Raw genomic sequence first — 25,313 nt, forward strand, 5'->3', positions numbered from 1 at the left:
AGATGATTTTAGAGGGAGGACTAAACCTTTTGGGTATAAACGAGATAATTTGATAAAATATCGAGCTTTGTTTATGTTGGCATTCGTTCTCCTCTCTATATTGTGCAATATCAGCTGTTATTTTGGTGGCTAAATGCTTACCTTTCTATACTTGAATTAATTGAGTTAACGTACAGACCTTATTGGTTGCAGCACTTTATAAAGTGGCATCCTTATTAACAACGTCCTAGTTACAGTGGAATAGGAATATGAGCAGACTTCGTACTTTTCGCAGCCGTATATTAGCGCAAATTGCTTTGCCATTAATTGCCATTATGGCAATGGTGTTCGGCGCCAATGCTTGGCTGAATTATCAGAGCGAAAAGCAAGATATTTATGATCAGTTAGCACAAGGTGCAGATAATGCAGCGCTGCATTTGCAATATCTGCTTGAAAGTGCTGAAACTGATACTCGCTCTACTGCTGATTTGCTTACCGAAGCCAGCCATCAAGGTATGTTGCCTGATGAGGAAAGATTAAAGCTGCTGCTTATCCGTCGGCTAGAAAGGCATGAAGACTTTTATGGTAATACGATCGCATTTCGCGAAAATGTGGTCGCAAATAAGTCAACATTCGCACCCTATGCTTACCGTGATGGCAGTAAAATACTCACGCTTGATATTGGGTCTGAAGGTTACAATTACGCTAATGGTGAGTGGGATTGGTGGAGCCAAGCGATCAATAACGATAATGGCTATTGGACTCCTTCCTATTTTGATGCTGGAGGGGGGAATGAGCTGATGATCACTTATGCGCACTCATTCGGTGAGCAAATACCTTATCTCGGCGTAGTCACTGTTGACTTAGCTCTAAGTCAGATTCCTAAAATTCTTAACATTGCAGCTAATAAAGTGGTCATTATTGATGATCAAGGCCAGCTCATTTATCACAATAATCACAGTTTACTACTTGAACAAGGAACCGAGCATTGGTTGGCTAAATCAAAAGGTAATCAGGCTTTTTTAGATATAGTTGAAACTGGTGCTGCGGGGCATGCAAGGATTGAAAATGCAGAGGGTGATAAATATCTTGCCAGCATTGCTATTGTGCCTGCACTCAAATGGCGAGTCGTCACCCTGACATCAGATAAGTTACTTCATGCGGAGTTACTAAAAGACATCTTATCGTTGGGCTTAATCTTATGTTTATTAGCTATTTTGTTGCTGCTAACAGGCTACCTTACGGCAAAACGTCTTACTCGTCCGATTGAAGAATTAGCTGAGGGGATCGTTGCTTTTGGTGCAGGGAATACTAAACGCATTAGCAAACCTGTAGGTGCAGCAAGCGAGATTGTTACACTTACAAATAAATTCAATGATATGGCTGAAGTGTTGGAGCAAAGAGAGGAAGCGTTGCTTGACTCTAGCGGTAACCGGTTCGCCAAACTGATAGATGGTATGAGTGATAAATCTTTTTATTGCTCAGTGTTTCCAGATGGCTTGTTGGGTCAAGTTAGCGCTGGTGTCGAAAAAGTACTGGGTATAACGCCTGAATTGTTGAAAAGAAAGTATCAAAGAATGTTCTCAGGTAACCCCATTAATGAACTTAATTGGCAGTACATGGATAAGGCGTTACTCGGTGAGAACGTGCCGCCGCATCAAGTTGAGATGGTTGATGCCGCAGGCAAGCTGAGACGGCTAGATGTATTTATGCAGCCCTTAATATCAGATAATCAAGAAGTACTCTCGGTTGAGATGTTGTTTAATGATGTTAGCGAACAATTTAGCGCTGTAGCATGGTCAAATGCTGTACTGGAGTCGGCTCCTGAAGCGATATTGATCGTTGAAGAAAGTGGTCATCTAGTCTTCAGCAATAGCCGATGTCAGAGACTGTTTGGTTATGACGAAGAACAGATGAAAGCGCTATCTGTCGATGAACTTGTACCTGATGCGGCTCGTGGAGCGCATGCCGAACAACGGGCACAGTTTATTAGTGAAGGTCGTGACCGAAAAATGGGCTCAAATATAGATTCGCTCCTAATGGGAATAAAAGCTGACGGTACAGAGTTTCCTGTTGAGATAAGCCTAGGATTACTGCCTAGAAATGAAGATGGAGAGCAGCAAGTCGCTGCAACAGTAAGAGATATTTCAGCTGAACTAGCTGTCGCTCAGCAAATAAAAGACAGTGAAAATCGTTTTCGCGGCCTTGTGGCTAATATTCCTGGTGTTGTTTATCGTACAAGTATTGGTGACTGCTGGATGATGGAATATGTCAGCGATAACATTAGTCACATCAGTGGGTACCCTGCATCGGACTTTATTGAAAGTAGTGGCCGTAGCTACCAGAGTATAATTGTCGAAGAAGATATACCTTTGGTCAATAACACTATTGAAGAGGCACTTTTAGAGCAGAAGAGTTTTGAAGTGCAATATCGCATCAAGCACAGGGATGGCAGCATTCATTGGGTGCAGGAAAAGGGCAAAGCCATTTACGATGATAATGCAATTGCTCTATGGTTCGATGGCAGTATTCATGACATCACCAGTAGTAAGCTTGCTCAAGAGGCGATAGCACAGTCGCAACAGCAATTAGAGACGATAACAGAATCAATTCCGAGCACTGTGTACCAAATGCACTGGTGTAGTAATACTGAGCGTAGATTTACCTTTTTATCCAGCGCTTGTATTGCAACGCTAGGTTTCCACCGAGACGAAGTGCTAAATAACTTTGACCGTGTTGCTGAGTGCATTGTTAGTGAAGAGCGCGCCGGTATTATCGAAGCCCTGTCGGGCAAAAGCAGTAAAGGGATGAAATGGACTAAAGAGTTTAGGTACCAGCACCCAGTAGGCGATACACGTTGGTTGCAAGCGGGGGCTCATGGCGACCTTCAAAATGATGGCGGCATCATTTGGAACGGTTACCTAATGGATATTACTGACCGTAAACAGGTTGATAAAGAATTAGAGGAGCGAGAAGCGCACTTTAGGGCATTATTCGATAACGCAGGCATTGGCATTGTAAATGTTGATGAAAAAGGCACGATACTAGATTGTAACGAGCAATTTAGTTTCTATTTGCAGATTGGTGCCGATGAGGTCATTGGTCGTTCCTTTTTTGATTATCAGTTCGATGAAGATCGAGATACAACTAGAGCGTTATTCCGTGAACTCTCCGTGAATGGTAACGATTGTATCACTGCTGAGGTTCGTTTAATCAATCAGTCCTCTGAGTGTATGTGGATGGATCTAAGCTTAACGCGGTTACAAAACTCAGAAGGTGAATTAAGTTCTATGGTGCTATCTATGGCCGATATCACCTCGTTAAAGCAACTTTCTCAGCAGTTGAGTCAAGCAAAAGACATTGCCGATGCTGCCAACCAAGCTAAGAGTGATTTTTTAGCCAATATGTCCCATGAAATCCGCACACCGATGAATGCCATTATTGGTATGTCTCAGCTTTGTTTGCAGACGGAGCTCGATGCTAAGCAGCAAAACTATGTGCAGAAAATTGATAGAGCTTCTAAGTCACTGCTGGGGATCATTAACGACATTCTTGATTTTTCTAAGATTGAAGCTGGCAAACTTGATATCGAGTCTGTGCCATTTCAGCTCGATACCATGCTTGAAGATCTTAGCGATATGTTCTCAACCAAAGCGGCTGAGAAGCAATTAGAGTTGTTGTTTGCTGTAGCGCCAAATATTCCAAGGCACCTTGAAGGAGATCCATTACGTCTGAGTCAGGTATTGATTAACCTGATGAACAATGCGATTAAGTTTACCGAGCAAGGCGAGATATTGTTATCCATTAGTCAATTGGAGTTGGTTGATGAACAGATATTACTGAAATTTAGCGTACGCGACAGTGGTATTGGCTTACTTGAGGAGCAGCGCAACAAGCTGTTTAAGTCATTTAGCCAAGCTGACACTTCAACCACACGCCGTTATGGCGGCACAGGGCTTGGGCTAGCGATTAGCAAGCAGCTAGTCGAGTTAATGGGCGGTGAAATCGGTGTCGATAGTCAGTTTGGTCATGGTAGTACCTTTTATTTCACTGTCAGCTTGAATGTTGCTGATAAAAAGGTGCTAAAAGTCAAACAAGAAGTTGAGGGGATGCGTATCTTAGTTGCTGACGACAACGCGACCGCCCGTGACATCTTGCGTACGACTCTAGAGAGTATGGGCTTTGAGGTAGATGTAGTTAAGAGTGGTGCTGAAGCGGTACAGCACTGTAAAACCCATGATTATGCTGTAGCACTCATTGATTGGCTTATGCCCGAAATGAACGGTATTGAAGCGGCTAAACAGATATTAGCTAATCAAGCTCAGCCACCCAAAGTCCTTATTGTATCGGCTCATGCCAATCATGAATTAACCGATGAACTCGAACAACTCGATATTGCCGGGTTTATCACGAAACCGATTAGTGCTTCACGTTTGCTCGACGGCATCATGCTGTCGTTAGGTGAGCAAGGCACTATGCCCGTGAGGCAAAACACATCTAATATCAGTCAATTATTGTTAGCACAGCTAAAAGGCAAACGCATTTTACTTGTTGAAGATAATGAAATGAATCAAGAGGTGGCTAGCGAGTTTTTAGAGCAAGTCGGTGTGGTGTTGTCCATTGCTGAAAATGGCCAAATAGCATTAGAAAAACTGACAATGCAAAGCTTTGATTTAATATTGATGGATTGCCAAATGCCGGTTATGGACGGTTATCAAGCTACTCAAGCGTTGCGAAATATGCCGGGACTGGCCGACATACCAGTGATAGCAATGACAGCTAACGCAATGGCCGGTGACAAAGAGATGTGCCTACAAGCTGGCATGAATGATCATATTGCTAAACCGGTTGAAGCGTCATTGTTATATACCAAGCTGCTGCATTATTTAGTCGATGATACTCAGGTTAGGCAAGATGCAGACTGCAAGCAGAACAATGATATCCAATCTTGGCCGAACCATCATACTATCGATGTCGATAAAGGTCTGCAGTTGGTACAAAATTCTGTGCGTTTATATCAGCGGATTTTTGAGCGTTTCAGCAGCGGTCAGATTGATATTGCAGCGCAAATAGAGCAGGCCTTGGATGATGGTAAAGTAGATGATGCAATTCGTTATGCGCATACCTTAAAAGGGGTTGCTGGTAACCTGTACTCTGCTGAGCTGAGTGAGCTAGCGAGAACGATAGAGGCCAAACTGCAAGATTCATCGACAGCCGATGTTAGCCAAGAGCTAGCTAAATTGGCGACGTTAGTGGAGTCAATTTGCTGTGCGATTACAGAGTGGATGGCGCAACTGAACTCACCGCAGCTCGATCAAACAGTCGCGATTGAAGAGATCGCAACAGCAGGGCAGCTAAATGATGCTGTTAGCGAGTTACTACAAATGCTTGAAGATGCTGATGCTGACGCGGTCGAAAAAATGGATGCAATGCGCTCTCAGGTTTCTGAGTCGTTATGGCAAAAAATGAGCCCAGCAGTCAATATGGTTAATCAATATCAGTTTGACGAAGCAGCCCAACTCATTAAGCAGTTATTTAAATTGTCGTAATTGTTTGTGACTCGAAAAGTTAAGCCAAGCAAGCATGGTTTGCCACATGGTTATTGCTGTTTGGCTATACTAAACATCAAAAATTGCCGCAAAAAGTGTTGCAGTAAAGGAGCAAGAGGTTAATGGACAACGCTACTGTTTTAGTTGTTGATGATACACCAGAGAATATCGATATATTGGTGGGCATTCTGGCACAAGACTATAAAGTTAAGGTCGCTATTGATGGTCCTCGTGCACTGACGTTAGCGGCAAAAACTGTTCCCGACCTTATTCTGTTGGATGTGATGATGCCAGGCATGAACGGTTATGAGGTGTGCAAACGTTTAAAGCAAGATCCTCTAACGAGTCATATCCCGGTTATTTTCGTCACGGCATTAACCGAGGTTGCTGATGAAACTCAAGGGTTTGAGCTTGGTGCTGTAGATTACATTACTAAGCCTGTGAGTGCGCCAGTGGTTAAAGCGCGAGTGAAGACTCATTTAGCTTTATACGATCAAAAGCGCTTACTGGAGCAAGAAGTAAAAGCGCGCACCAAAGAGTTAGAAGACACTCGTTTTGAGATCATTCGTCGCCTTGGCCGCGCTGCAGAGTATAAGGATAATGAAACTGGCCTGCACGTTATTAGAATGAGCCACTATGCGCGCTTGTTAGCGGTGCAATCAGGCTTACCTGATAAATATTGCGAGCTGATTTATAACGCCGCACCTATGCACGATATCGGTAAAATCGGCACCCCAGATGCTATTTTGAAAAAGCCAGATAAACTCGATGAGCAAGAATGGCTAGAGATGCAACGCCATGCAGAAATCGGCGCTGAAATCATAGGTGAGCATAGTGACCCACTATTGGAAATGGCGCGCAGAATAGCCTTAAGTCACCACGAAAAGTGGGATGGTAGCGGTTATCCATTTGGCTTATCGGGGACTGATATTCCTATTGAGGCGCGCATTATTGCTATTGCCGATGTGTTCGATGCCCTCACTTCAATTCGGCCCTATAAAAAAGCTTGGTCAGTGGCCGATGCTGTTGCTTTGATTGAAAGTGAGTCGGGTAAGCATTTTGATCCAGAGTTAGTCAATCACTTTAAGCAAGTTATAGATGAGGCCGTCAAAATTCGTGATAGCCACAATGAAACGGCATAGCTAAAGTTGCAGGTAGCAAGGTATAGAAATGAAAAAGGCGCTTACAGCGCCTTTTATATTTTTGTTTACTCTTAGGTTTTAAAGTCTAGAACCTAGTCTTGCTCTTCTAGCGAGTATGGCAGTGCAATAAGGCTTAATGTTGAAGCTTCATCACCGGCAACTCTTAATTTTGCATCAAGCTCAGTATCGTTAGCCAATACCGCTGTTAGCAATACTTGCTCACCACGCTGAGTGCTTTCGATAATCGTACCTGCACGGCGGTAACCTTCACCATCTTCTAACGCGATTTCAAGTTGGCTATCATCTGTTAATGGCGCCGATACCTTGCCACTAATAATATACAGTGCACGTTTATTACCGCCACGGTACTTCATACGCGCTACAGTTTCTTGGCCCATGTAGCAGCCTTTCTTAAAGCTGATGCCGTTAACTGCTTGTACGTTACACATTTGCGGTACAAATTGACCTTGGTGACTAGCGCCAAGATTTGGGTAACCGGCTAAGATCTCAAGCGCTTGCCATGCATCTGCGGTTACAACACCAGTGTCGATTTTTGCTGTCAGTGCATCTGCGTGAGCACGTTCAATGGCCACAATATAACGACCAGCGTCATGAATAATCATGCCGTTATCGATCAAGGTTAGCTCTGGGCTCAATTGGCCAAATTGCTCAGTTAACCAAGTCTCAGCTTGCTCGCCAGCAACCCCGAGTAATAACCAAGCATCAGTTACATCAGTAAGCTCTACTTTACTAAATACTGCGTATTTCTGCAGTTGCGGTAAGTCTAATGCCAAAGTCTGTTTTGGCATCATTAAGAATAGGGTTTCATCTTTAGCAAATGTTCTAAAGGTAGCTAGCATCTTGCCTTTTGGATCACAATGCGCGCCCCAGCGCCATTGGTCATTTTCAAGTGAGCTAATATCGGTAGTCACTTGGCCGTGAATAAAGCTGCGACCTTGCTCACCTGTGACAGACATTAAACCTAAGTGTGAAAGTTCAGCAAAAAGTAGTTCTGGCTGTGGGCCGGTAAGAGGCCAAGTAGGTTGAGAAGTTGACAACGTCATGTGAGAGTCCAAGAATTGAATCAAGTAAGGACAATGATTGTACCGCTAAATTCTTACTCTGCAAGCGTAGTTGTTCAAACAATTTGTGTCGAAGTTAATAAAAACAAAGGCCGTATAAACTGATTTATACGGCCTTATTTTCCATGCTATTAGGTTTGTGCTAATGCATCTGGTTTACAGCTTCAATTAGTGAAGTAAACGGGTTCTAATCGTACCTTCAATGGCCTGCATCTCAATCAAGGCTTCATCAGCTTGATCTGAGTCGACTTCCATCACCACGTAACCAATTTCAGCGGTAGTTTGTAGATACTGAGCAGCAATGTTGATGCCTTTCTCTGCAAACGCCGAGTTAATCTTGATTAGAATACCTGGGCGGTTGTGGTGAATATGCAGCAAGCGAGATGTGCCAGTATGTTGTGCTAGCGACACTTCAGGGAAGTTAACTGCTGTCATGGTTGAACCATTATCAGAGTACTTAGCAAGCTTGCCAGCAACTTCAATGCCGATGTTCTCTTGTGCTTCTGCGGTACTGCCACCAACGTGTGGAGTAAGCAGTACATTGTCTAAGCCGCGCAGTGGGCTGACAAACTCATCGTCATTTGACTTAGGTTCAACCGGGAACACGTCAATTGCCGCACCAGCAAGATGTTCTTCTTTAAGTGATGCCGCTAATGCATCGATATCAACCACTGTACCGCGAGATGCGTTAATCAAGATGCTACCTTTACGCATAAAGGCAAGCTCTTCATGACCAATCATCTCTTTGGTTTGTGGTGTTTCAGGTACGTGTAGGCTCACTACATCTGCCAATGAAAGCAGTTGCTGTAGTGAATGCACTTGTTGCGCGTTACCTAACGGTAGCTTGTCTTCGATATCGAAGAAAATCACTCGCATACCTAATGTTTCAGCCAAAATACCTAACTGAGTACCAATATGGCCGTAACCAATGACACCTAAGGTTTTGCCACGCGCTTCAAAGCTGCCTGAAGCACTCTTTAACCAACCGCCGCGGTGGGCTAGGGCGTTGCGCTGTGGAATACCACGTAGCAACATAATGATTTCGCCCAATACCAATTCAGCCACACTACGAGTGTTTGAGAAAGGCGCGTTAAACACTGGGATCCCCAGTTTTTCAGCAGCTTTTAAGCTCACTTGGTTGGTACCAATACAGAAACAGCCAATACCAACTAGTTTTTCAGCGCGGGACAAGACATCTTCAGTCAATTGGGTACGGGATCGAATACCAATGAAATGCGCATCTTTAACGGCCACATGAAGTTCATCTTCAGCTAGCGATGCTTTGTGATATTCAATATTGGTGTAACCAGCACGTTCAAATACATCTACCGCAGATTGGTGGACGCCTTCCAACAGCAGGATCTTAATTTTATCCTTGTCCAGCGAATGTTTCGCCATGATTTATGTACCCTTTTAGTTTATATGTATTATGTATACTTAATGCCACCGCAGAGCCGACTAAACTCTACGTTGTAGGAGTGGTTTGGGTATAGACTGTCAATGTACTAAGGACTGAAAAGCCTTCCAACTGAAATTTACGTCGAAAGCGTAACAGAGGTAACAAAGTAGCACTTTTTTTGGTTGCTGTGGAGGGCTAGATGGCTAAAGTGTTTATTCGTAATTTAGAACAATATGGTATATGAGGGAGTTATTTTGAATAAAAGCACTGTGTGGCTAGTGATATTCTTCGCTGTATTGATTTGGTCAGGGATTAACCCTAAAGACCAATTTACTTGGTTTTTAGAAGTGGCGCCGGCGATTATTGCCTTGCCAATACTTATCCTTACTCGTAAGAGTTTTGCGCTCACCAGTTTAGCTTATGGTTTGATCTTAGTGCATTGCGTGATCTTAATGGTCGGCGGGCATTATACCTATGCTGAAGTGCCGTTATTTGACTGGATTGCAGATTGGACCGGCGGTGGTCGTAACAATTACGATAAGGTTGGTCACTTAGCACAAGGTTTTATTCCTGCTTTGCTGGCGCGCGAAGTGTTTATTCGTCTTAATGTGGTTAAGGTCGGGGCTTGGTGTAACTTCTTAGCCGTTTGTTTTGCACTGGCATTTTCAGCTTTTTACGAGCTGATTGAGTGGTGGGTTGCAGAGCTAACAGGTGAAGATGCCGAAGCCTTTTTAGGTACTCAAGGGTATGTTTGGGACACGCAGTCTGACATGGCAATGGCATTGATAGGCGCAATCGCTTCAGTGTTATTACTCGGGCATTTGCATGACAAGCAATTGAGTGTAAAACTAGCTCAGCAGAGTTAACATTAAACTAACAGGTTAAACCACTCAAATGCAGCAGAGGGTGAATAAACTCTGTATACTCTCGCTGCTTTTGGCGGATCGCATGATGCGGTCTGCATAAATATTTAATAATGCCGTAGTCATCTCCGTTATCGAGTCGACATATTGCAAATGTAAACTGCTATCACAGCAATAACTACATTAGCGTTTGTTTTATTTGGCGGACAGGCATAACTTTTCAGGGAGAAAAGTGATGAGTAAAATTGACGAAATAGTCTTCCTCCATCAAGTGGCTTCCCCTTGCCATTTAGCTATTCTTGCAGACTCTATAGGATTAAAAACACGGGTTGTCTCGGATATTGAGCAGTTAGAAACTGATACCAATAAACGTTGCTTTTACCTGGTGTCTCAGCAAGGTGCAGCGTTAGATAATAATGGTATTCCGTTAGTGGCTACGCAGCTGGTTAAGCATGTACCTGTTGCCTTATATCAAGTTGAGCGCGAGCGTTTAAATGGTGAAGCAGCATTATTAGGTGGCTTTTGTGGCTTGCTGTTTCTTGAGGAGCGCATGGACTTGCTGCTTACTGGATTACGCAAGATGTTGGCCGATGAGCTTTGGTTTGATAGACCTTTGCTAAGCAAGGTATTCCGTCATTTAGTCAGTAAGGTTGAAGTTTCTCAAGACTTGACCACTGAGAGCGCTGAAACTTTAGAAGTGCTAACAAACCGTGAAAAAACCATTATTCAGTTAGTCTCTAGTGGTGCACGTAATAAAGAGATCGCCAATAAACTCAGTATTAGTGAGCACACAGTTAAAGCGCACATTTCCTCGATTTTTAGAAAAACCCAAGCGCGAAATCGAGTCGAGTTGCTGCGCTGGGCACAATCATTTCAAAGTCACTTAGACTTATTCGCCCTGACTCATTAAAAGTGAATTTGCTGAAGTCTAGCCGATGAAAAGCGGCTAATTAAAAATGTGTTAGTTAAAGATTGAATCATTAAAAGCTATAACTCGCTTAGTTATAGCGCTAGGCAATTAGAGCCTTAACTTATAATAGCCATCAACTAAAGCTGCTTGCTTGGGCTGATGATTTTTGCAGGCAGATTTAATTTATGATTAATCTAGTGCAGTTAATAATGACTAATCGCACCGTGAGTACCTAAAATCGCTGTTAAGCATGAATAATCTAAATTTAGGGTTGTTTATTTAAGTTATAAAATTACAAAACTGTATCTAATTGATCGGTTTTTGGCTGTTTTAGGCCGCTAAATTTGTTTGTCCTTCCCTTTTTATAAATCACTTCAAATGTAATTCACTGTGGTCTTATTTGGCGGCTCAGTTTGGTTTTTGTCTAATTTTTGTTTTGCTAATGTTTACTTTTGTGCGATTTTTACTTGCTTCGCAGTAGTTGAGGCGCGAACTCGATAAAATTCCAAATTATCTGCAGCAAATCATGGTGAACTCCTTGCAGCAAACTTTTGCCTGTATACACTGCGGACACATCAAGATTTAAATGGTAATAAAGTTATGGAAGTTTTCATCAGTTTGTTCGGTATGCTGTGTCTAATGGGACTGGCAGTAGCCTTATCAGAAAATAGAAAAGCAATTAACCTTAGAACAGTATTAGGTGCACTTGCGTTTCAAGTCGCCTTTGGTGCATTTGTTATGTATGTGCCAATGGGCCAAGCGGTGCTAGATGGCGCATCAAACGGCGTAATGCATGTTATTGGCTATGCAAACGAAGGTTTGACCTTCCTATTTGGCGACTTAGCGAAATTTGGTGTTGGCTTTATCTTTGTGATTAACGTGTTATTTGTGGTGGTCTTTATTAGCGCATTAATTGCCGTACTTTATTACCTTGGCATTATGCAGATGGTTATTGGCCTTATCGGTGGCGGCTTATCTAAGCTACTGGGGTCAAGCCGTGCAGAATCATTATCGGCAACGGCTAACATCTTTGTGGGCCCAATCGAAGCGCCATCAATGGTGCGTCCTTTCGTAAAACACATGACTCGCTCAGAGTTATTCGCAGTGATGACCGGTGGTTTAGCATCAGTTGCCGGCGGCACCATGATCGGTTATATCCAGATGGGTGTTGACGTTAAATACGTGCTAACTGCAGCGTTTATGACGGCTCCTGCTGGTTTATTGTTTGCCAAACTAATGTGGCCAGAAACCGAAACACCGCAAAACGACATCAAAAAAGTGATGGACGATGTGGAAGACAAGCCAGCTAACGTGCTTGATGCAGCCGCGGGCGGGGCAGCAATGGGGATGCAACAAGTATTGTCTGTATCAGCCTTGTTGTTAGCGTTCGTAGCGCTTATCGCTATGGTGAACGGCATGCTAGGTGGCATTGGTGGCTGGTTCGGTATTGAAGGCCTAACCATGCAAGCTATTTTAGGTTACCTGCTTGCACCACTTGCGTGGGTGATGGGTGTACCTTGGAGCGAAGCGACTCAAGCGGCATCGTTTATTGGCCAAAAGATGGTTATTAACGAGTTCGTTGCTTATATCGACTTCTTAAAAGTTGCAGATCAGCTATCTGAAAAGACGCAAATTATCATTAGTTTTGCCCTGTGTGGTTTCGCTAACATTGGTTCACTAGCCATGGTAATTGGTGGCTTGGCGGCGCTTTGCCCTGAACGTCGTCACGACTTAAGTGCTCTAGGTATGAAAGCCCTAATTGCTGCTGCACTGGCGAACTTAATGAGCGGTACTATTGCAGGTTTACTATACAGCCTAGCGGGTTAATGTACCTGTAAGTCTGGCTTGAACTATTTATATTTTTATCGCGAGCCGTCGTTTACTAGCGCAAACAACGGCTCAATTTTTGAGGAAATATCATGACTCCACATATCAATGCCGAAAACGGTGCATTCGCTAAAACAGTATTAATGCCTGGCGATCCACTACGTGCTAAATACATTGCTGACAACTTTTTAGAAAACGCTGTATTGATTACAGACGTACGTAATATGTTGGGTTACACCGGTGAGTACAAAGGCAAGAAGATCTCTGTTATGGGTTCTGGCATGGGTATTCCATCGATCTCTATCTACGCTAAAGAGTTGATCACTGAATACGGCGTTGAGAATATCGTTCGCATCGGTTCTTGTGGCGCAATCAGCGATAACATCAAGTTAATGGACGTTGTTATGGCAATGGGCGCGAGCACTGATTCTGCAGTAAACAGAACTCGCTTTGCACACACTGACTTTGCAATGATTGCTGATTTCAACCTACTTAAGCGTGCTGCTGACTCAGCTGAAAAGCTAGGTGCTAACTACCATGTCGGTAACCTTTACTCTTCAGATCTATTCTATAGCGCTGACGAAGAACGTTACGACCTAATGGAAAAGTACGGCATTTTAGGCGTCGAAATGGAAGCGGCTGGTCTATACGGTGTGGCGACTGAATATGGCGCTAAGGCATTGGCAATGATGACAGTAACTGACCACATTCGCCAAGGTTTGCATTTGACTGCTGAAGAGCGTCAGCAAACGCTGAACGACATGATTAAGCTTACTTTAGACGCGGTAGAAGACTTACTTTAATCAATATTAATGGTTGCTTAAGCTAACTAAAGTATTTTGCGACCGATTAATAATGTAAAGCTTTACCCTATGGCCCGCAGTTACGCATATTAAGTTGAACGCTACGGCGATTCGACAACAAAAACATAGCGTAACAGCGGGTCAATTTCTTATTTTATTCGCTCATTATTCGTGCTCGCTATATGCGAGTCGGCCCTTCCAAGCCTGCTCTATTTTCTGTTCTATCCTGGCAAAGCGTTTCTCTGCACAAGTTCTCTGTTAAATAAATAAGCCTCTATAAAGATCTGCCTAGACAAAGTAGACTGTGGCCAATAATTGCAACAATGGAAAATAATAATATGTCGATTTGGTTTAAGCCTGTTAGCCTCGAAATTTGCGCTCAAATGGATGCGGGTATGCATGGCAAAGGCACCTTGATGCAAACCATGGGGATCACGATTACCGAAATCGGCGACGACTATATGGTAGCCACCATGCCTGCAACACCTGCGATCCATAATCCATTAGGTATTGTTCACGGTGGTGCAAATGTGGCATTAGCGGAAACGGTTGCTAGCTATGCGGCAAACTTTGCTGTCGATTTTGAAAATTACTACTGCGTTGGCCAAGAGATCAATGCCAATCATTTAAAAGCATCGCGTAATGGTTTGCTAACGGCAACGGCGAAACCTATTCATTTGGGCAAACGTAGCTCGGTGTGGGAAGTGCTCATCCATAATAGTGCTGGTGAGCTTTGCTGTATTTCGCGTATGACAGCGGCGGTAGTTAAGCGTTAAATCTAACTTTTAAGGCCAATATCCTCTTGCTCAGCGTAATTTGTTGGCTGTAACCCTGTTTTGTTGCTGCTTTTTTGATCATAATAAACTCATGTTTCGAGTCGCTATATTGCAGTAAGCCAATTACTGTTAAAGAAAGTGGCTCGAATAAAACATAAGATCAAAGAGGGTGAGCCATGGATAATGCAACAATTTGGGAATGGGTAGGATACCTAGCATCGGTCGTCGTCGCGATATCGCTGATGATGTCTAACATTAAAAAGCTGCGCTGGTGGAACCTAATTGGTGCTGCGTTATTTGTGGCTTACGGATTAGCCATTGACGCTATTCCGGTTGCATTAGTGAACTTCTTTATTGTGCTGATTGATGCTTACTATTTAGTGAAGCTTTATAAAGCCGATGCACAAATTAACAACACCACAGAGTTATAAAAAATAACCAATTAGGGGAAGAAATGACTCATTCTTCCCTTTTTTAACAAATGTAAATAGAGTAAAAACACTACCTTCTGGAGTTATCCTCTGTTTTCTTCTCAATATATCGTTGATTTCTAGTGTTTAAAACTCACAAACTTAAAACTTGTTGGTGATTAAATCTGAACATTTTATTTATTGATTAGCATCAAGACTGTTAATTAAATTCAACACTACTCTCCAAACTCCTAATTAAATTGAAGTTTATTGAGCACTATTTTTCCCATTACTCTCTAATCTGTAATTTAGTTTAAGCTTATCGTCTTTAATCGTTTTATTGTTTTTTGTTGAGTGTTTATTCTTATCCCATCGACAAGCGGCCAATAACCGCATTGCCATAGCATATCGCAGATGAAGGATAAACCATGGCCACCCTATTTGATTTAATCGAAACTTGGCTTGAATCTAGCCAAGATTGAGGAGTAATTTATGAGTCAGCAAAACCGAGTTCTTACCGCACAAAATGGCGCCCCAATCAGTGATGACCAAAACTCACTTTCAGCAGGCGAGCGTGGTCCACTATTACTGCAAGATTGGCACCTTATTGAGAAGCTTGCACACTTTAACCGCGAGCGTATTCCAGAGCGTATTGTGCACGCTAAAGGTACCGGTGTTTACGGTAAGTTCACTCTAACTCGCGATATGAGCGAGTACACAATTGCTGACCACTTCAACGGTGTAGGTAAAGAGACTGAAACCTTTGTACGTTTCTCTACAGTTGGTGGTGAAATGGGTTCTGCAGATGCAGAGCGTGATCCACGCGGTTTTGGTCTACGTTTTTACACTACTCGCGGTAATCACGATATCGTAGGTAACAACACGCCGACGTTCTTCTTACGTGATGGTATTAAGTTCCCAGACTTTATTCACACGCAAAAGCGTAACCCACAGACGAACCTGAAAGATCCACATGCAATGTGGGACTTCTGGGCACTAAATCCTGAAGCTATGCACCAAGTTACTGTGTTGATGTCAGATCGTGGTATCCCAGCTAACTACCGTCAAATGCACGGATTTGGTTCGCACACTTTCTCTTTCTGGAATGCTGAAGGTGAGCGTTTTTGGGTGAAATTCCACTTTAAGACTAAGCAAGGCATCGCTAACTTAACGGCTGAGCAGGCGGATATCCTTAAAGGTATTGACCCGGATTCGTCACAACGCGATATGGTGGCAGCGATTGCCGACGGTAACTTCCCTAAGTGGGCTGTTAAAGTGCAAATCATGCCAGAAGCTGAGGCAAATACTTACAAGATCAACCCGTTTGACCTAACTAAAGTATGGCCACATGCTGACTACCCACTGATTGAAATTGGTGAGCTTGAGCTAAACCGTATGCCGCAAAACTACTTCGCTGAAGTTGAGCAAGTTGCATTAGCGCCAAGTAACTTGGTACCAGGTGTCGGGGCGTCGCCAGATAAGATGCTACAAGCACGTTTGTTTGCCTACGCAGATGCTCAGCGCTACCGCATTGGTGCTAACTACAACCAGTTACCAGTTAACTGCCCACATGCAACAACGGCTAATCATCACCAGCGTGGCGGAGCTATGGCGGGTACACAATGTCCGTTCTCAGGTAGCCAAACCGGTGGCGATGCAAGCAGAAACTACGGACCAAACAGCTTTGATGGCTTGCAAGATCAAGCGCAATTTGCTGAGCCACCACTACGTTTAGATGGCGAGGCTGATCGCTATAGCCGTTACGACCAAGATGACTTTAGCCAAGCTGGTGACTTATACCGCTTACTACCTGAAGATGAAAAGGCACGTTTGATTGCTAACATCGCCGGCACATTAAGTGTGGTTAGTGAAGCGACTAAGTTGAAGATGGTTGAGCATTTCACTGCAGCTGACAGCGATTATGGTCAACGCGTAAAAGCAGCAATCGGTATGTAACGCGACTCCGCTAACTTTGCTTTAGCAAGCATTAGTCATAAGCTAGCAATAAGAAAGGCAAAACAGTGAGACTGTTTTGCCTTTTTTGTAGGTTTAAAAAACTAAGGTTGCAACACCTAGCAGGGCAAACAAGACCGCACAGCCGCGGTGGATCCAGCTCATCGGTAATTTTTCTGCGCTAAAGTGTCCGGCAATAACTGCGGGCACATTAGCGATTAACATACCAAGTGTTGTTCCAAGTACTACCATAGCTAAGGCGTCGTATTTAGCCGATAACACCATAGTTGCTATTTGAGTTTTATCGCCCATTTCAGCAATGAAGAACAAGATGAAGGTGGCTAAAAAGGGGCCCATGGCATAAAAACGGCTTTCTTCAGCATCAACTTTATCTGGGATTAACACCCAAAGCGCAATCGCAAAAAATGAAGCAGCGACTAAATAGCGCCCCACATCTGGGCTTATCCAAGATATTGCCCATTGCCCGAGCCAAGCGGCTGCAAAGTGATTAACTAAGGTCGATAGAAAGATACCTAGCACAATGGCGGTTTTATTTTTGAAGCGCGCAGCTAAAATCAGCGCTAATAGTTGGGTCTTATCGCCGATTTCGGCAATGGCTACGGTAAAAGTAGAGGCTAGCAGTGCTTCCAAGAGTTAATCCTAATGGGGAATGCAATAAACTAAGCACAGCAACTCTTCCCCAAATATCAGAGATGCAGTGCTCAGGTCTTGCTGGGCGGCTTAAAAACGGACGTTTTAAGCGGCTGTATGTACCATGGCATTGTGGCCAATTATGTTGATACACACTCAGAAATGACGTTCACTGACATTAAACTCAGTGTTGCCATTTTACTGATAGCTACTCCCCTGAAGCGAGGCGGCATTATAACGGTTGCGCTGCTTTTTTCAACGCTTAAGGCGCGGAGGCCATTAAATTAATCGGTAATTTAGGACTAAGTAACGTAGCTGTCGCTTAATCTTTACGCCTATGTTAATGAGTCGTGCCAAGTTGATTTTAAGTGCTCTACAGGGCTTGCCCACAGGGAATACTGCTGTTAATGTCGGGGCAGTCATTTTTTAGAGAAAGAGCCGTAATGAAACAATACACTCTGTATTTTCCACGATTTATCCAGCCTCAGTGGCTAAGTTGATAAGGTGAATACACGTTTTATTTAACTAGCCGTTGGGGCCAATTGGAATCGCAAGGTCAAAGATGACCAGATTCGATTGGGGGCAGTTATTGATATTGTTAACTTGCAAAATTCTCTCCCTCAAAGTCGTTCTAAATCTGACCTACAAAAATAAATTATAAAATTTAACAGGACAATTTTGTGAACTCAAAAATACTTGGCTCAGTTGCCATTGTTGCTGGTACGGCAATTGGCGGCGGTATGTTAGCTTTGCCTTTAGCAACAGCTTCACTAGGTACCATTCCCGCTTTACTTCTACTGGTTGCTATTTGGGGCGTATCGATTTACACCTCATTACTCATGCTTGAAATTAACCTACGCACAGGCGTGGGTCTTAACTTGCACTCAATCACAGGTAAGAATTTAGGCCGTGTTGGCCAAATAATCCAAGCTGCTTCTTTCTTAAGTTTATTATTTGCCTTAACCATGGTGTATTTGATGGGCGGCTCGTCGCTGCTTGAATCAAAAATGGACTTGATTGGCATGAAGATGGACAACCAAGTTGCGGTGCTGATCTTTACCGCTATTTTTGGTGGTTTGATTGCCGTTGGCGTGCGCTGGATTGATAAAGTGTCGCGCGTCCTATTCACCTCTATGATTGCCTTATTGGTAATTGTAGTGGCTTACTTGCTGCCAGAAGTTGATATGAGTCTGATGATGCGTGACTCAACGGAAGGCTTAGTAAGCGGCAGTGCGTTAACTAATCTGTGGTTGGCGGCGATTCCAATTGTGTTTACTTCGTTTGGTTTCCACGTGTGTATCGCTACTATTGTGCGTTATTTAGATGGTGACGCCGTCTCTTTACGCAAAGTGCTAATTATTGGTTCAACCTTACCGCTAGTGTGTTACATCCTCTGGCTAATGGTGACCTTAGGCACATTAGGTGGCAAAACGGTTTACGGCTTCGATGGTTCTTTACCTCAGCTAGTTAGCGCATTGCAAAGCGTTGCAGAGTCGTCAGTGTTACAACAGTTCATTGATCTGTTTGCTAACTTAGCGCTTGTGACTTCTTTCTTAGGCGTGACTATGAGCTTGTTTGACTATATCGCTGAGCTTATCCGTGCTAAAGAAAGCACCATGGGGCGTGCACAAACATGGCTGATCACCTTTATACCGCCATTGCTATGTGCACTGTACTACCCAGACGGTTTCTATAAGGTGTTAGGTTTTGCCGCTATTCCATTAGTGGTGATGATTATTTTCCTACCGATTGCTATGGCACTGCGCCAGCGTAAGAAAAACTTAGGTGGATACCAGGTTAGTGGCGGCACACCAGCTTTAGGTTTAGCGGGTCTTGCGGGTTTAACCATTATTCTCGCTCAGTTATGGGTAGCCCTATAATTTAAGCCATATTGAAACAGCACATCAGTGCGATATAAAAGACTTTGTAAGAGATTAATTCTTACCCTGTTATGAACCGCACTGGCTATGATAGAGTCGAGTACTAATATGCAAATAATTGCAGATATTGGTCTCGGCTCTTTTGTTTTTGAGTCCATATAAAAGCGATTACTTGCAGACAAGCAATCAACAAAAATTCTTAATAAAAATTCTTTACTAGAAATAAGAAATGGACTTAAAAAAATGAAAAAATGGCTTTTAACCGCAGCTATCACGACCTCTTTTGGCGCTGTAGCTGACGAAGGTATGTGGCAGCCTCACCAGCTTCCAGCTATGGCTGATGAGCTTAAAGCAAAGGGATTAGAAATTGATGCTAAATCGATTTCAAAACTCACTGAATTCCCAATGAATGCAGTAATTAGCCTAGGTGGCTGTACCGCATCATTTGTATCACCAAAGGGCCTAGTGGTGACTAACCATCACTGCGCTTACGGCTCTATCCAATACAACTCTACGCCAGAAAACAATCTGCTACGTGACGGCTTTTTAGCTAAGTCGTTTAGCGACGAGCTACCAGCAACACCGGGCTCTCGCGTGTTTGTAACTGAAAGCGTGGTTGATGTAACAGACAAGGTAAAAAATGGCCTTGAGAATAAAACCGGTAATGCATTTTACAAGGGCATTGAGCAACAAGAAAAGAGCCTAGTTGCTGAGTGCGAAAAAGAAGATGGCTACCGCTGTAAGGTTTATAGCTTTCATGGCGGTCTAGAGTATTACCTTGTTAAGCAGTTAGAAATTCGCGATGTACGCTTAACTTACACTCCAGCATTGAGCGTAGGTAAGTACGGTGGCGATATTGATAACTGGATGTGGCCACGTCACACCGGTGATTATGCTTTCTACCGGGCTTACGTATCAAAAGATGGTAAGCCAGCAGATTATAGCGAAGACAATGTGCCATTTGAGCCAAAGAGCTTCTTGAAAGTATCGGCTAAAGGCGTCAGCGAAGGCGACTTTGTTATGGTTGCTGGCTACCCTGGCCGCACCAACCGCTACCGCACAGCCAACGAAGTTGAAAACCAGTTTGAATGGGCGTATCCAGAAGGTAAGATCTTGCGTGAGCGCATTATCGAGATCATCAAAAATACAGCTCCAGAAGGCAGCGATGAGCGTATTAAGTATGAAAGCGCGATTGCGGGCCTAGCGAACTACGCCAAAAACTTCACCTCAATGATCGAGTTCTACGGCAAATCAACCATGCTTGATGACCGTAAAGCCCTAGAGCAAAAACTGGCTGATTGGATTAACGCCGACAGCAAGCGTAAGCAGCAATACGGTAAGGTGCTAGCCGAGCTTGATAAGCTGATTGCTAAAGGTCAGCAAGGTCAAGAGCGTGACTTGCTATTAAGCTACATGGGTTACAGCACTATGATGAGCACAGCTGATCGCTTGTACCGTTTAGCCAATGAAAAAGCGCTACCAGATATGCAGCGTGAGCCGGGTTATCAAGAGCGTGATATGACCCGCTTTACTTCAGGTATGGAGCGTATCGAGCGCCGTTATGCGGCAAGTGTTGATAAAGCGATACTGGCAGATCTAATTAGCCGTTACGCAGCATTGCCAAAAGATCAGCGTTTACCAGCGTTCGATAAAGCCTTTGGTATTGGCAACAATTTTGATATGGCTAAGTTTAATAAGACGCTAGATAAGATGTACGCCAATACTAAGTTGTCTGACAAAGACACTCGCCTAGCGTGGATGGACAAGTCTGTTGCTGAGTTTAAAAAGTCAAAAGACCCATTCATTCAATATGCTGTAGCCACCTATGACGAGCGCATGAAGCGCGAAAAGGCTGAAAAGCAATTAGCAGGTGACTTAATGAAGGTGCGTCCTATGTATATGGACGCCATCATTGCTTATAACCTTGAGCAAGGTAAGCCTGTTTATGCTGATGCAAACTCGAGCCTGCGTGTCACAGTAGGTCATGTTAAAGGTTACTCGCCAGAAGATGGTCTTAAGGCTGTGCCGTTTACTCGCCTAGAAGGTATTTTGGCAAAAGACACAGGTGTAGAGCCGTTCAATGCACCAGAGAAGCAGTTAGAGCTTATCGCTAACAAGCAGTACGGTGATTACTACGTGAAGTCACTGGACTCAGTGCCAGTTAACTTCTTATCAACGCTAGATACCACAGGTGGTAACTCAGGTTCGCCAACACTAAATGGTCGTGCTGAACTAGTAGGTCTGCTGTTTGACGGTGTCTACGAGAGTATCATTGGTGATTGGGGTTACGATCCACAGACTAACCGTTCTATCCAAGTGGATAGCCGTTATATGCTATGGGTAATGAAGTATCTTGATAATGCCGATAACCTGTTAGAAGAAATGGAAATTGTAGATTAATCTACAATCTTGATAGGCCAAGCAGAGCTGAGTCTATTAATAACAAAAGCCGAAACATTAATCTGTTTCGGCTTTTTTAATTTTTATACTTACTAGCATCCGACACGTAATATAAAAACGTTAAATTTTTGTATTTATACTAAGTTGTTTAAGCTTTCTATTATATAAGGGCTAGCTTTTGTCTGGATTAAATAGCGTTAATACGTGCTTAGTATTATTAAAAATCAAATATTAATAATGAGTTATATATTTTAGCTGTTAAAATTTATATTTTTTGATTTAACTATCTATTTAATAATTAAGTTAACTCTCTATTTCCCACCCCCCAACTTTCTTATCTTATCTCAAGTCTTTACCCTTATACTGTTTTCAACTTAAGGTGCTGATTTTAAATGCTTTTGCAGTCTTTACGTTTAAGTTTTCTTCGATGTATTGCATAGTGTTTTAATATGTTTTAGGGAATAATTCACCGTTGCAGTTTTACGCATTAGTAAACTCAAATGGCTTAATGTTAATACTTGCTAACCTAAATTAGTCTCACCTCAAGCTTTTTGTGATCAATAACCAATATTTGTAAATCAATTGCACTAATAATTTAAAATAGATTGCCAATGATAATCGTTATCATTACTGTTCTGTCAACCTCACGCTTGCTGATAGCAAAGTAAGTAATAAAAACTATTAAGTAATAAGAGATTGACGAATGTTTAAAAAGACCTCAATAGCTCTAGCAGTGTTACTTGCGACACAATCTTCATACGCTATTGCACATACCAAAAAAGAAATTAAGCAAAGCACTAATGAGCAGAGCGCAGCTGTGCAGCCAATAGAAAAGATTGAAGTGCGTGGGGTTAGGCAAAGACTAGAGAAGTCTGGCGTACTGTCTGACAGTATCATGAAAACAGAAGTGATTAGCTCAGAGCTGATGGATAACAAGAATGCGGTTAACCTAACTGAGGCAATTAACAACACTCCTGGGGTTAGGGTTTCTAACGAGTGCTCAATGTGCGGTGTTAAGCGGATTATGCTTAATGGTTTACGCGGTGAGCAAACCACGATTTTAGTTGATGGTTTACCTGTACACGCCATGATTGCTGGTTATTACGCCGTTGATGCGATTCCAACAACCGGACTTGATCGTATTGAAGTCGCTCGCGGTGCGGGGGCGTCGTTAATTGCACCAGAATCTATCGGCGGCACTATCAATATTATTACTAAAACAGCCCAAGAAAATGGCGCTACGGTTGATGTATCAGTCGGCGAGAACGGTAATAAAAAGATTGGTTTATTGGGTACAGGTGTCAGTGACGATGGCGCGACTCGAGTAACGCTGATTGGCCAGTTTGATAGTCGTGATCAGGTAGATGAAGATAACAACTTAGTTAACGAAGCACCGTCGCAAGACAACCGCACTATGACGATGCGCTTGTCTCACGATTTCACTGATAAAGACAACATTATTGTGCGTTATTCAAATGTCGACTCAGAGATATTTGGCGGGCCAATGCTCGGTAAAGAATATGCCGATGGCACTGCAACCAGTGCTGGTGGTGTGCTCGCTAGTTATGACGGTGTTGACTCTGATACCTTGTTTGCCGGTAACGATGTGCGCAATGATTTTGTGGGTAAAGCGTGGGAGACTACCGAGTGGATCCATACTCAGCGTGATGAGTTGTCGTTAAGTTGGCTACGTGAGCTAAATGACGATCTCAACATGACCTTGTCAGCGAGTTACTCTGACCATACTCAAGATTCGTTCTATGAAGGGTTTAAGTACTACGCTGAAGACACCATGCTCTATTTAGATGCTCGCTTTAACTACTACTTAAACGATTCACACCTATTAACTTTTGGTGTAGATAATCGCAGTGAAGAGATGCGCTCACGTTCTAGCGGTGAAGGCCATCAAGATTACGTATCAGATTCATTTGACTACGATATGCTAGGTTTCTACCTGCAAGATACATGGCAAGCTACTGACGAGTTAGAGATTGCTATGGCATTGCGCTACGACCATGTAAAAGCGGATTTTATTGACCCGAAAAAAGACGGTGTCGAAATTGATAAGTCGATTTTAGCGCCACGAGTAGACATTCGTTACAACCACAACGACCAATGGACATCGCGTTTATCTGCAGGCCGTGGTTACCGCGCGCCGCTGTCTTTCTTCGAAACCGACCACGGTGTACTTGATGCTGAACTGGGTTTTGAAATCGATATTGAAGAGCTTGAACGCTCAAACTCAGCAACCTACGCCTTAAGCTACAGCGGCGATGCGCTGACAATGACCACATCGCTAGCTTGGACCGAAGTTGAAAACCTTGCCATGCTAAGTGAAACCGACAGTGGCGTCCCTTTACTGACTCAGCTCGATGAAAAAGCGTCTGTGACTACCGCAGATATCGCCCTTGGTTATGATGTGACTGATGATTTAACGGTTAACTTTACCGCTGAAGGCTTCTTCTACGACGATGCGTTTAAGTCATCTTACTCATTAGCGCCAGTTGAAGAGCGTTTAACCTTTAACGCTGACTACTTGATCCATGGCTGGGATATTTTTGCCAACTTAGTTTGGATTGGTAGCCGCGACCTAAGTGAGTACGGTTATGAAGGATACAATCAAGTGGATAGCTCAGGAGCGGTAATTCAAAGCTCTAAGAAATCTACCGATGCACCATCTTACTGGACATTAGATCTGAAAGTGACCAAAGCGGTAACTGACAATATCGACTTCTATGCCGGGGTAAACAACCTATTTGATTACACCCAAGTGAACGAAGGCGAAACACCGTTATTCTTTGATGCCAACGGTGGTTACGATGTGGCTTACATCTGGGGACCATTGCGTGGCCGTGAAGTATACGCTGGCTTTAAGGCAACCTTCTAATCAGGGTTAAAAGTCTGGATTAATTGTACGATTAACGAGGTTTACTATGCTCAACCCCAGCAGCAAATGGAGAGGTCAACAGCTAGCGCTGTTACTACTAGGGCTTGTGGTTATTGCTCCCAAATCACAAGCACTAGAACTGCTGGGGTTTGAGCATGCTAATTTAAAAAGTGGTCAAGTGAGTACCCTTGACCACTTAAAAGGTAAGCCGAGTTTAATGATGTTTTTTGAGCCAGAGTGTCCTTGGTGTTTTAAGCAAGGTAAAGCTTTTAATCGCCTATTAGCTCAGTGCGATAACAAGGTCAACATTGTTGCCATGGGCGCTAATGCAGACCGCTCAAGTTTAAAAAAGACGTTATGGAAGATGCATCTAGATTTTGATGGCTTTGAAGCAGGCCCGACTATGATGCAACAGGTTGGGCAGTTACCCGCCACACCGATAACCTTGCTGCTCGACGAGCAGGGCAATTTGGTGAGTTACCTTCGGGGTTATGTCAAAGACGCTCAGCTACAAGAGTTGTTGCCTAAAGTTTTAGGGGTTAATTGTTTGGTCGATGTGAGTTAGCCTTTGAATGAAGCTTGATTACATTTTTTGTTCGGTGTTATATGGCGGTAATTATTAAATTGATACTTTAGAGTTATCAATCGCCTGCAGCGGGCGCATGTGCAGACACTGCCGTGACACGCTATAAATACATATATGGACACCTCACTTAATTCAAGCGATATTATTGAGCAACAGTGGGTAAAACTGCATACGTATATCCGGCCTGTTTATGAGAAAGTATTATTCTCTGGCCCT

Annotated in this window: 16 protein-coding genes; 13 read left to right on the forward strand and 3 right to left on the reverse strand. The window is 43.3% G+C overall.

Annotated elements, in window-relative coordinates; genetic code table 11:
• Positions 1–248 precede the first annotated feature (248 nt).
• On the forward strand, positions 249–5,528 hold the full coding sequence (locus L2740_RS15710; RefSeq protein WP_248951062.1) for a PAS domain S-box protein: 5,280 nt from the start codon (positions 249–251) through the stop codon (positions 5,526–5,528).
• Positions 5,529–5,650: 122 nt separating this feature from the next.
• On the forward strand, positions 5,651–6,670 hold the full coding sequence (locus L2740_RS15715) for a response regulator (RefSeq protein WP_248951063.1): 1,020 nt from the start codon (positions 5,651–5,653) through the stop codon (positions 6,668–6,670).
• Between the two features lie 92 nt (positions 6,671–6,762).
• On the opposite strand, the gene ygfZ is transcribed toward L2740_RS15715, so the two are convergent.
• Positions 6,763–7,734, reverse strand: coding sequence for a tRNA-modifying protein YgfZ (ygfZ, locus tag L2740_RS15720; RefSeq protein WP_248951064.1), 972 nt, complete (start codon positions 7,732–7,734; stop codon positions 6,763–6,765).
• Between the two features lie 186 nt (positions 7,735–7,920).
• Positions 7,921–9,150: a phosphoglycerate dehydrogenase gene (serA, locus tag L2740_RS15725; RefSeq protein ID WP_248951065.1), complete on the reverse strand. Its 1,230-nt coding sequence runs from the start codon at positions 9,148–9,150 to the stop codon at positions 7,921–7,923.
• Between the two features lie 255 nt (positions 9,151–9,405).
• Between serA and L2740_RS15730 the strand changes: the two genes are divergently transcribed.
• The 7 genes from L2740_RS15730 (at position 9,406) to katB (ending at position 16,696) form a co-directional block, all read left to right on the forward strand.
• Complete coding sequence (locus tag L2740_RS15730; RefSeq protein WP_248951066.1) at positions 9,406–10,017, forward strand: DUF2238 domain-containing protein; 612 nt, start codon at positions 9,406–9,408, stop codon at positions 10,015–10,017.
• A gap of 232 nt (positions 10,018–10,249) precedes the next feature.
• Complete coding sequence (locus tag L2740_RS15735; RefSeq protein ID WP_248951067.1) at positions 10,250–10,924, forward strand: helix-turn-helix transcriptional regulator; 675 nt, start codon at positions 10,250–10,252, stop codon at positions 10,922–10,924.
• A gap of 600 nt (positions 10,925–11,524) precedes the next feature.
• Entirely contained in the window at positions 11,525–12,751 is a 1,227-nt protein-coding gene (locus tag L2740_RS15740) for a NupC/NupG family nucleoside CNT transporter (RefSeq protein ID WP_248951068.1), read from the forward strand.
• 89 nt (positions 12,752–12,840) lie between these two features.
• On the forward strand, positions 12,841–13,554 hold the full coding sequence (gene deoD / locus L2740_RS15745; protein WP_248470239.1) for a purine-nucleoside phosphorylase: 714 nt from the start codon (positions 12,841–12,843) through the stop codon (positions 13,552–13,554).
• 338 nt (positions 13,555–13,892) lie between these two features.
• Positions 13,893–14,330 carry a PaaI family thioesterase gene (locus tag L2740_RS15750; protein ID WP_248951069.1) on the forward strand — a complete coding sequence of 146 codons (438 nt, stop codon included), beginning with the start codon at positions 13,893–13,895 and terminating at the stop codon, positions 14,328–14,330.
• 176 nt (positions 14,331–14,506) lie between these two features.
• Positions 14,507–14,761, forward strand: coding sequence for a YgjV family protein (locus L2740_RS15755; protein ID WP_248951070.1), 255 nt, complete (start codon positions 14,507–14,509; stop codon positions 14,759–14,761).
• A gap of 471 nt (positions 14,762–15,232) precedes the next feature.
• Positions 15,233–16,696 carry a catalase KatB gene (gene katB, locus L2740_RS15760; protein WP_248951071.1) on the forward strand — a complete coding sequence of 488 codons (1,464 nt, stop codon included), beginning with the start codon at positions 15,233–15,235 and terminating at the stop codon, positions 16,694–16,696.
• A 93-nt stretch (positions 16,697–16,789) separates the two neighbouring features.
• Here katB and L2740_RS15765 read toward each other — a convergent pair whose 3' ends face one another.
• The gene (locus L2740_RS15765) at positions 16,790–17,344 is read right to left on the reverse strand and encodes a TMEM165/GDT1 family protein (RefSeq protein WP_248951072.1); all 555 of its coding nucleotides are present in this window, start codon (positions 17,342–17,344) and stop codon (positions 16,790–16,792) included.
• 680 nt (positions 17,345–18,024) lie between these two features.
• Here L2740_RS15765 and L2740_RS15770 point away from each other — a divergent pair.
• From L2740_RS15770 to L2740_RS15785, 4 genes are all read left to right on the forward strand, one after another.
• Positions 18,025–19,224 (forward strand): aromatic amino acid transport family protein, encoded by a 1,200-nt coding sequence (locus tag L2740_RS15770; protein WP_248951073.1) that lies wholly within the window; start codon positions 18,025–18,027, stop codon positions 19,222–19,224.
• A 243-nt stretch (positions 19,225–19,467) separates the two neighbouring features.
• Positions 19,468–21,624, forward strand: a complete 2,157-nt coding sequence (locus L2740_RS15775) for a S46 family peptidase (RefSeq protein WP_248951074.1) — start codon at positions 19,468–19,470, stop codon at positions 21,622–21,624.
• A gap of 703 nt (positions 21,625–22,327) precedes the next feature.
• Positions 22,328–24,511 carry a TonB-dependent receptor plug domain-containing protein gene (locus L2740_RS15780; protein WP_248951075.1) on the forward strand — a complete coding sequence of 728 codons (2,184 nt, stop codon included), beginning with the start codon at positions 22,328–22,330 and terminating at the stop codon, positions 24,509–24,511.
• A 46-nt stretch (positions 24,512–24,557) separates the two neighbouring features.
• Positions 24,558–25,076, forward strand: a complete 519-nt coding sequence (locus L2740_RS15785) for a TlpA family protein disulfide reductase (RefSeq protein ID WP_248951076.1) — start codon at positions 24,558–24,560, stop codon at positions 25,074–25,076.
• The last annotated feature ends 237 nt before the right edge of the window (positions 25,077–25,313 follow it).

Source organism: Shewanella pneumatophori, from assembly GCF_023283895.1.
GTDB classification, from domain to species: domain Bacteria; phylum Pseudomonadota; class Gammaproteobacteria; order Enterobacterales; family Shewanellaceae; genus Shewanella; species Shewanella pneumatophori.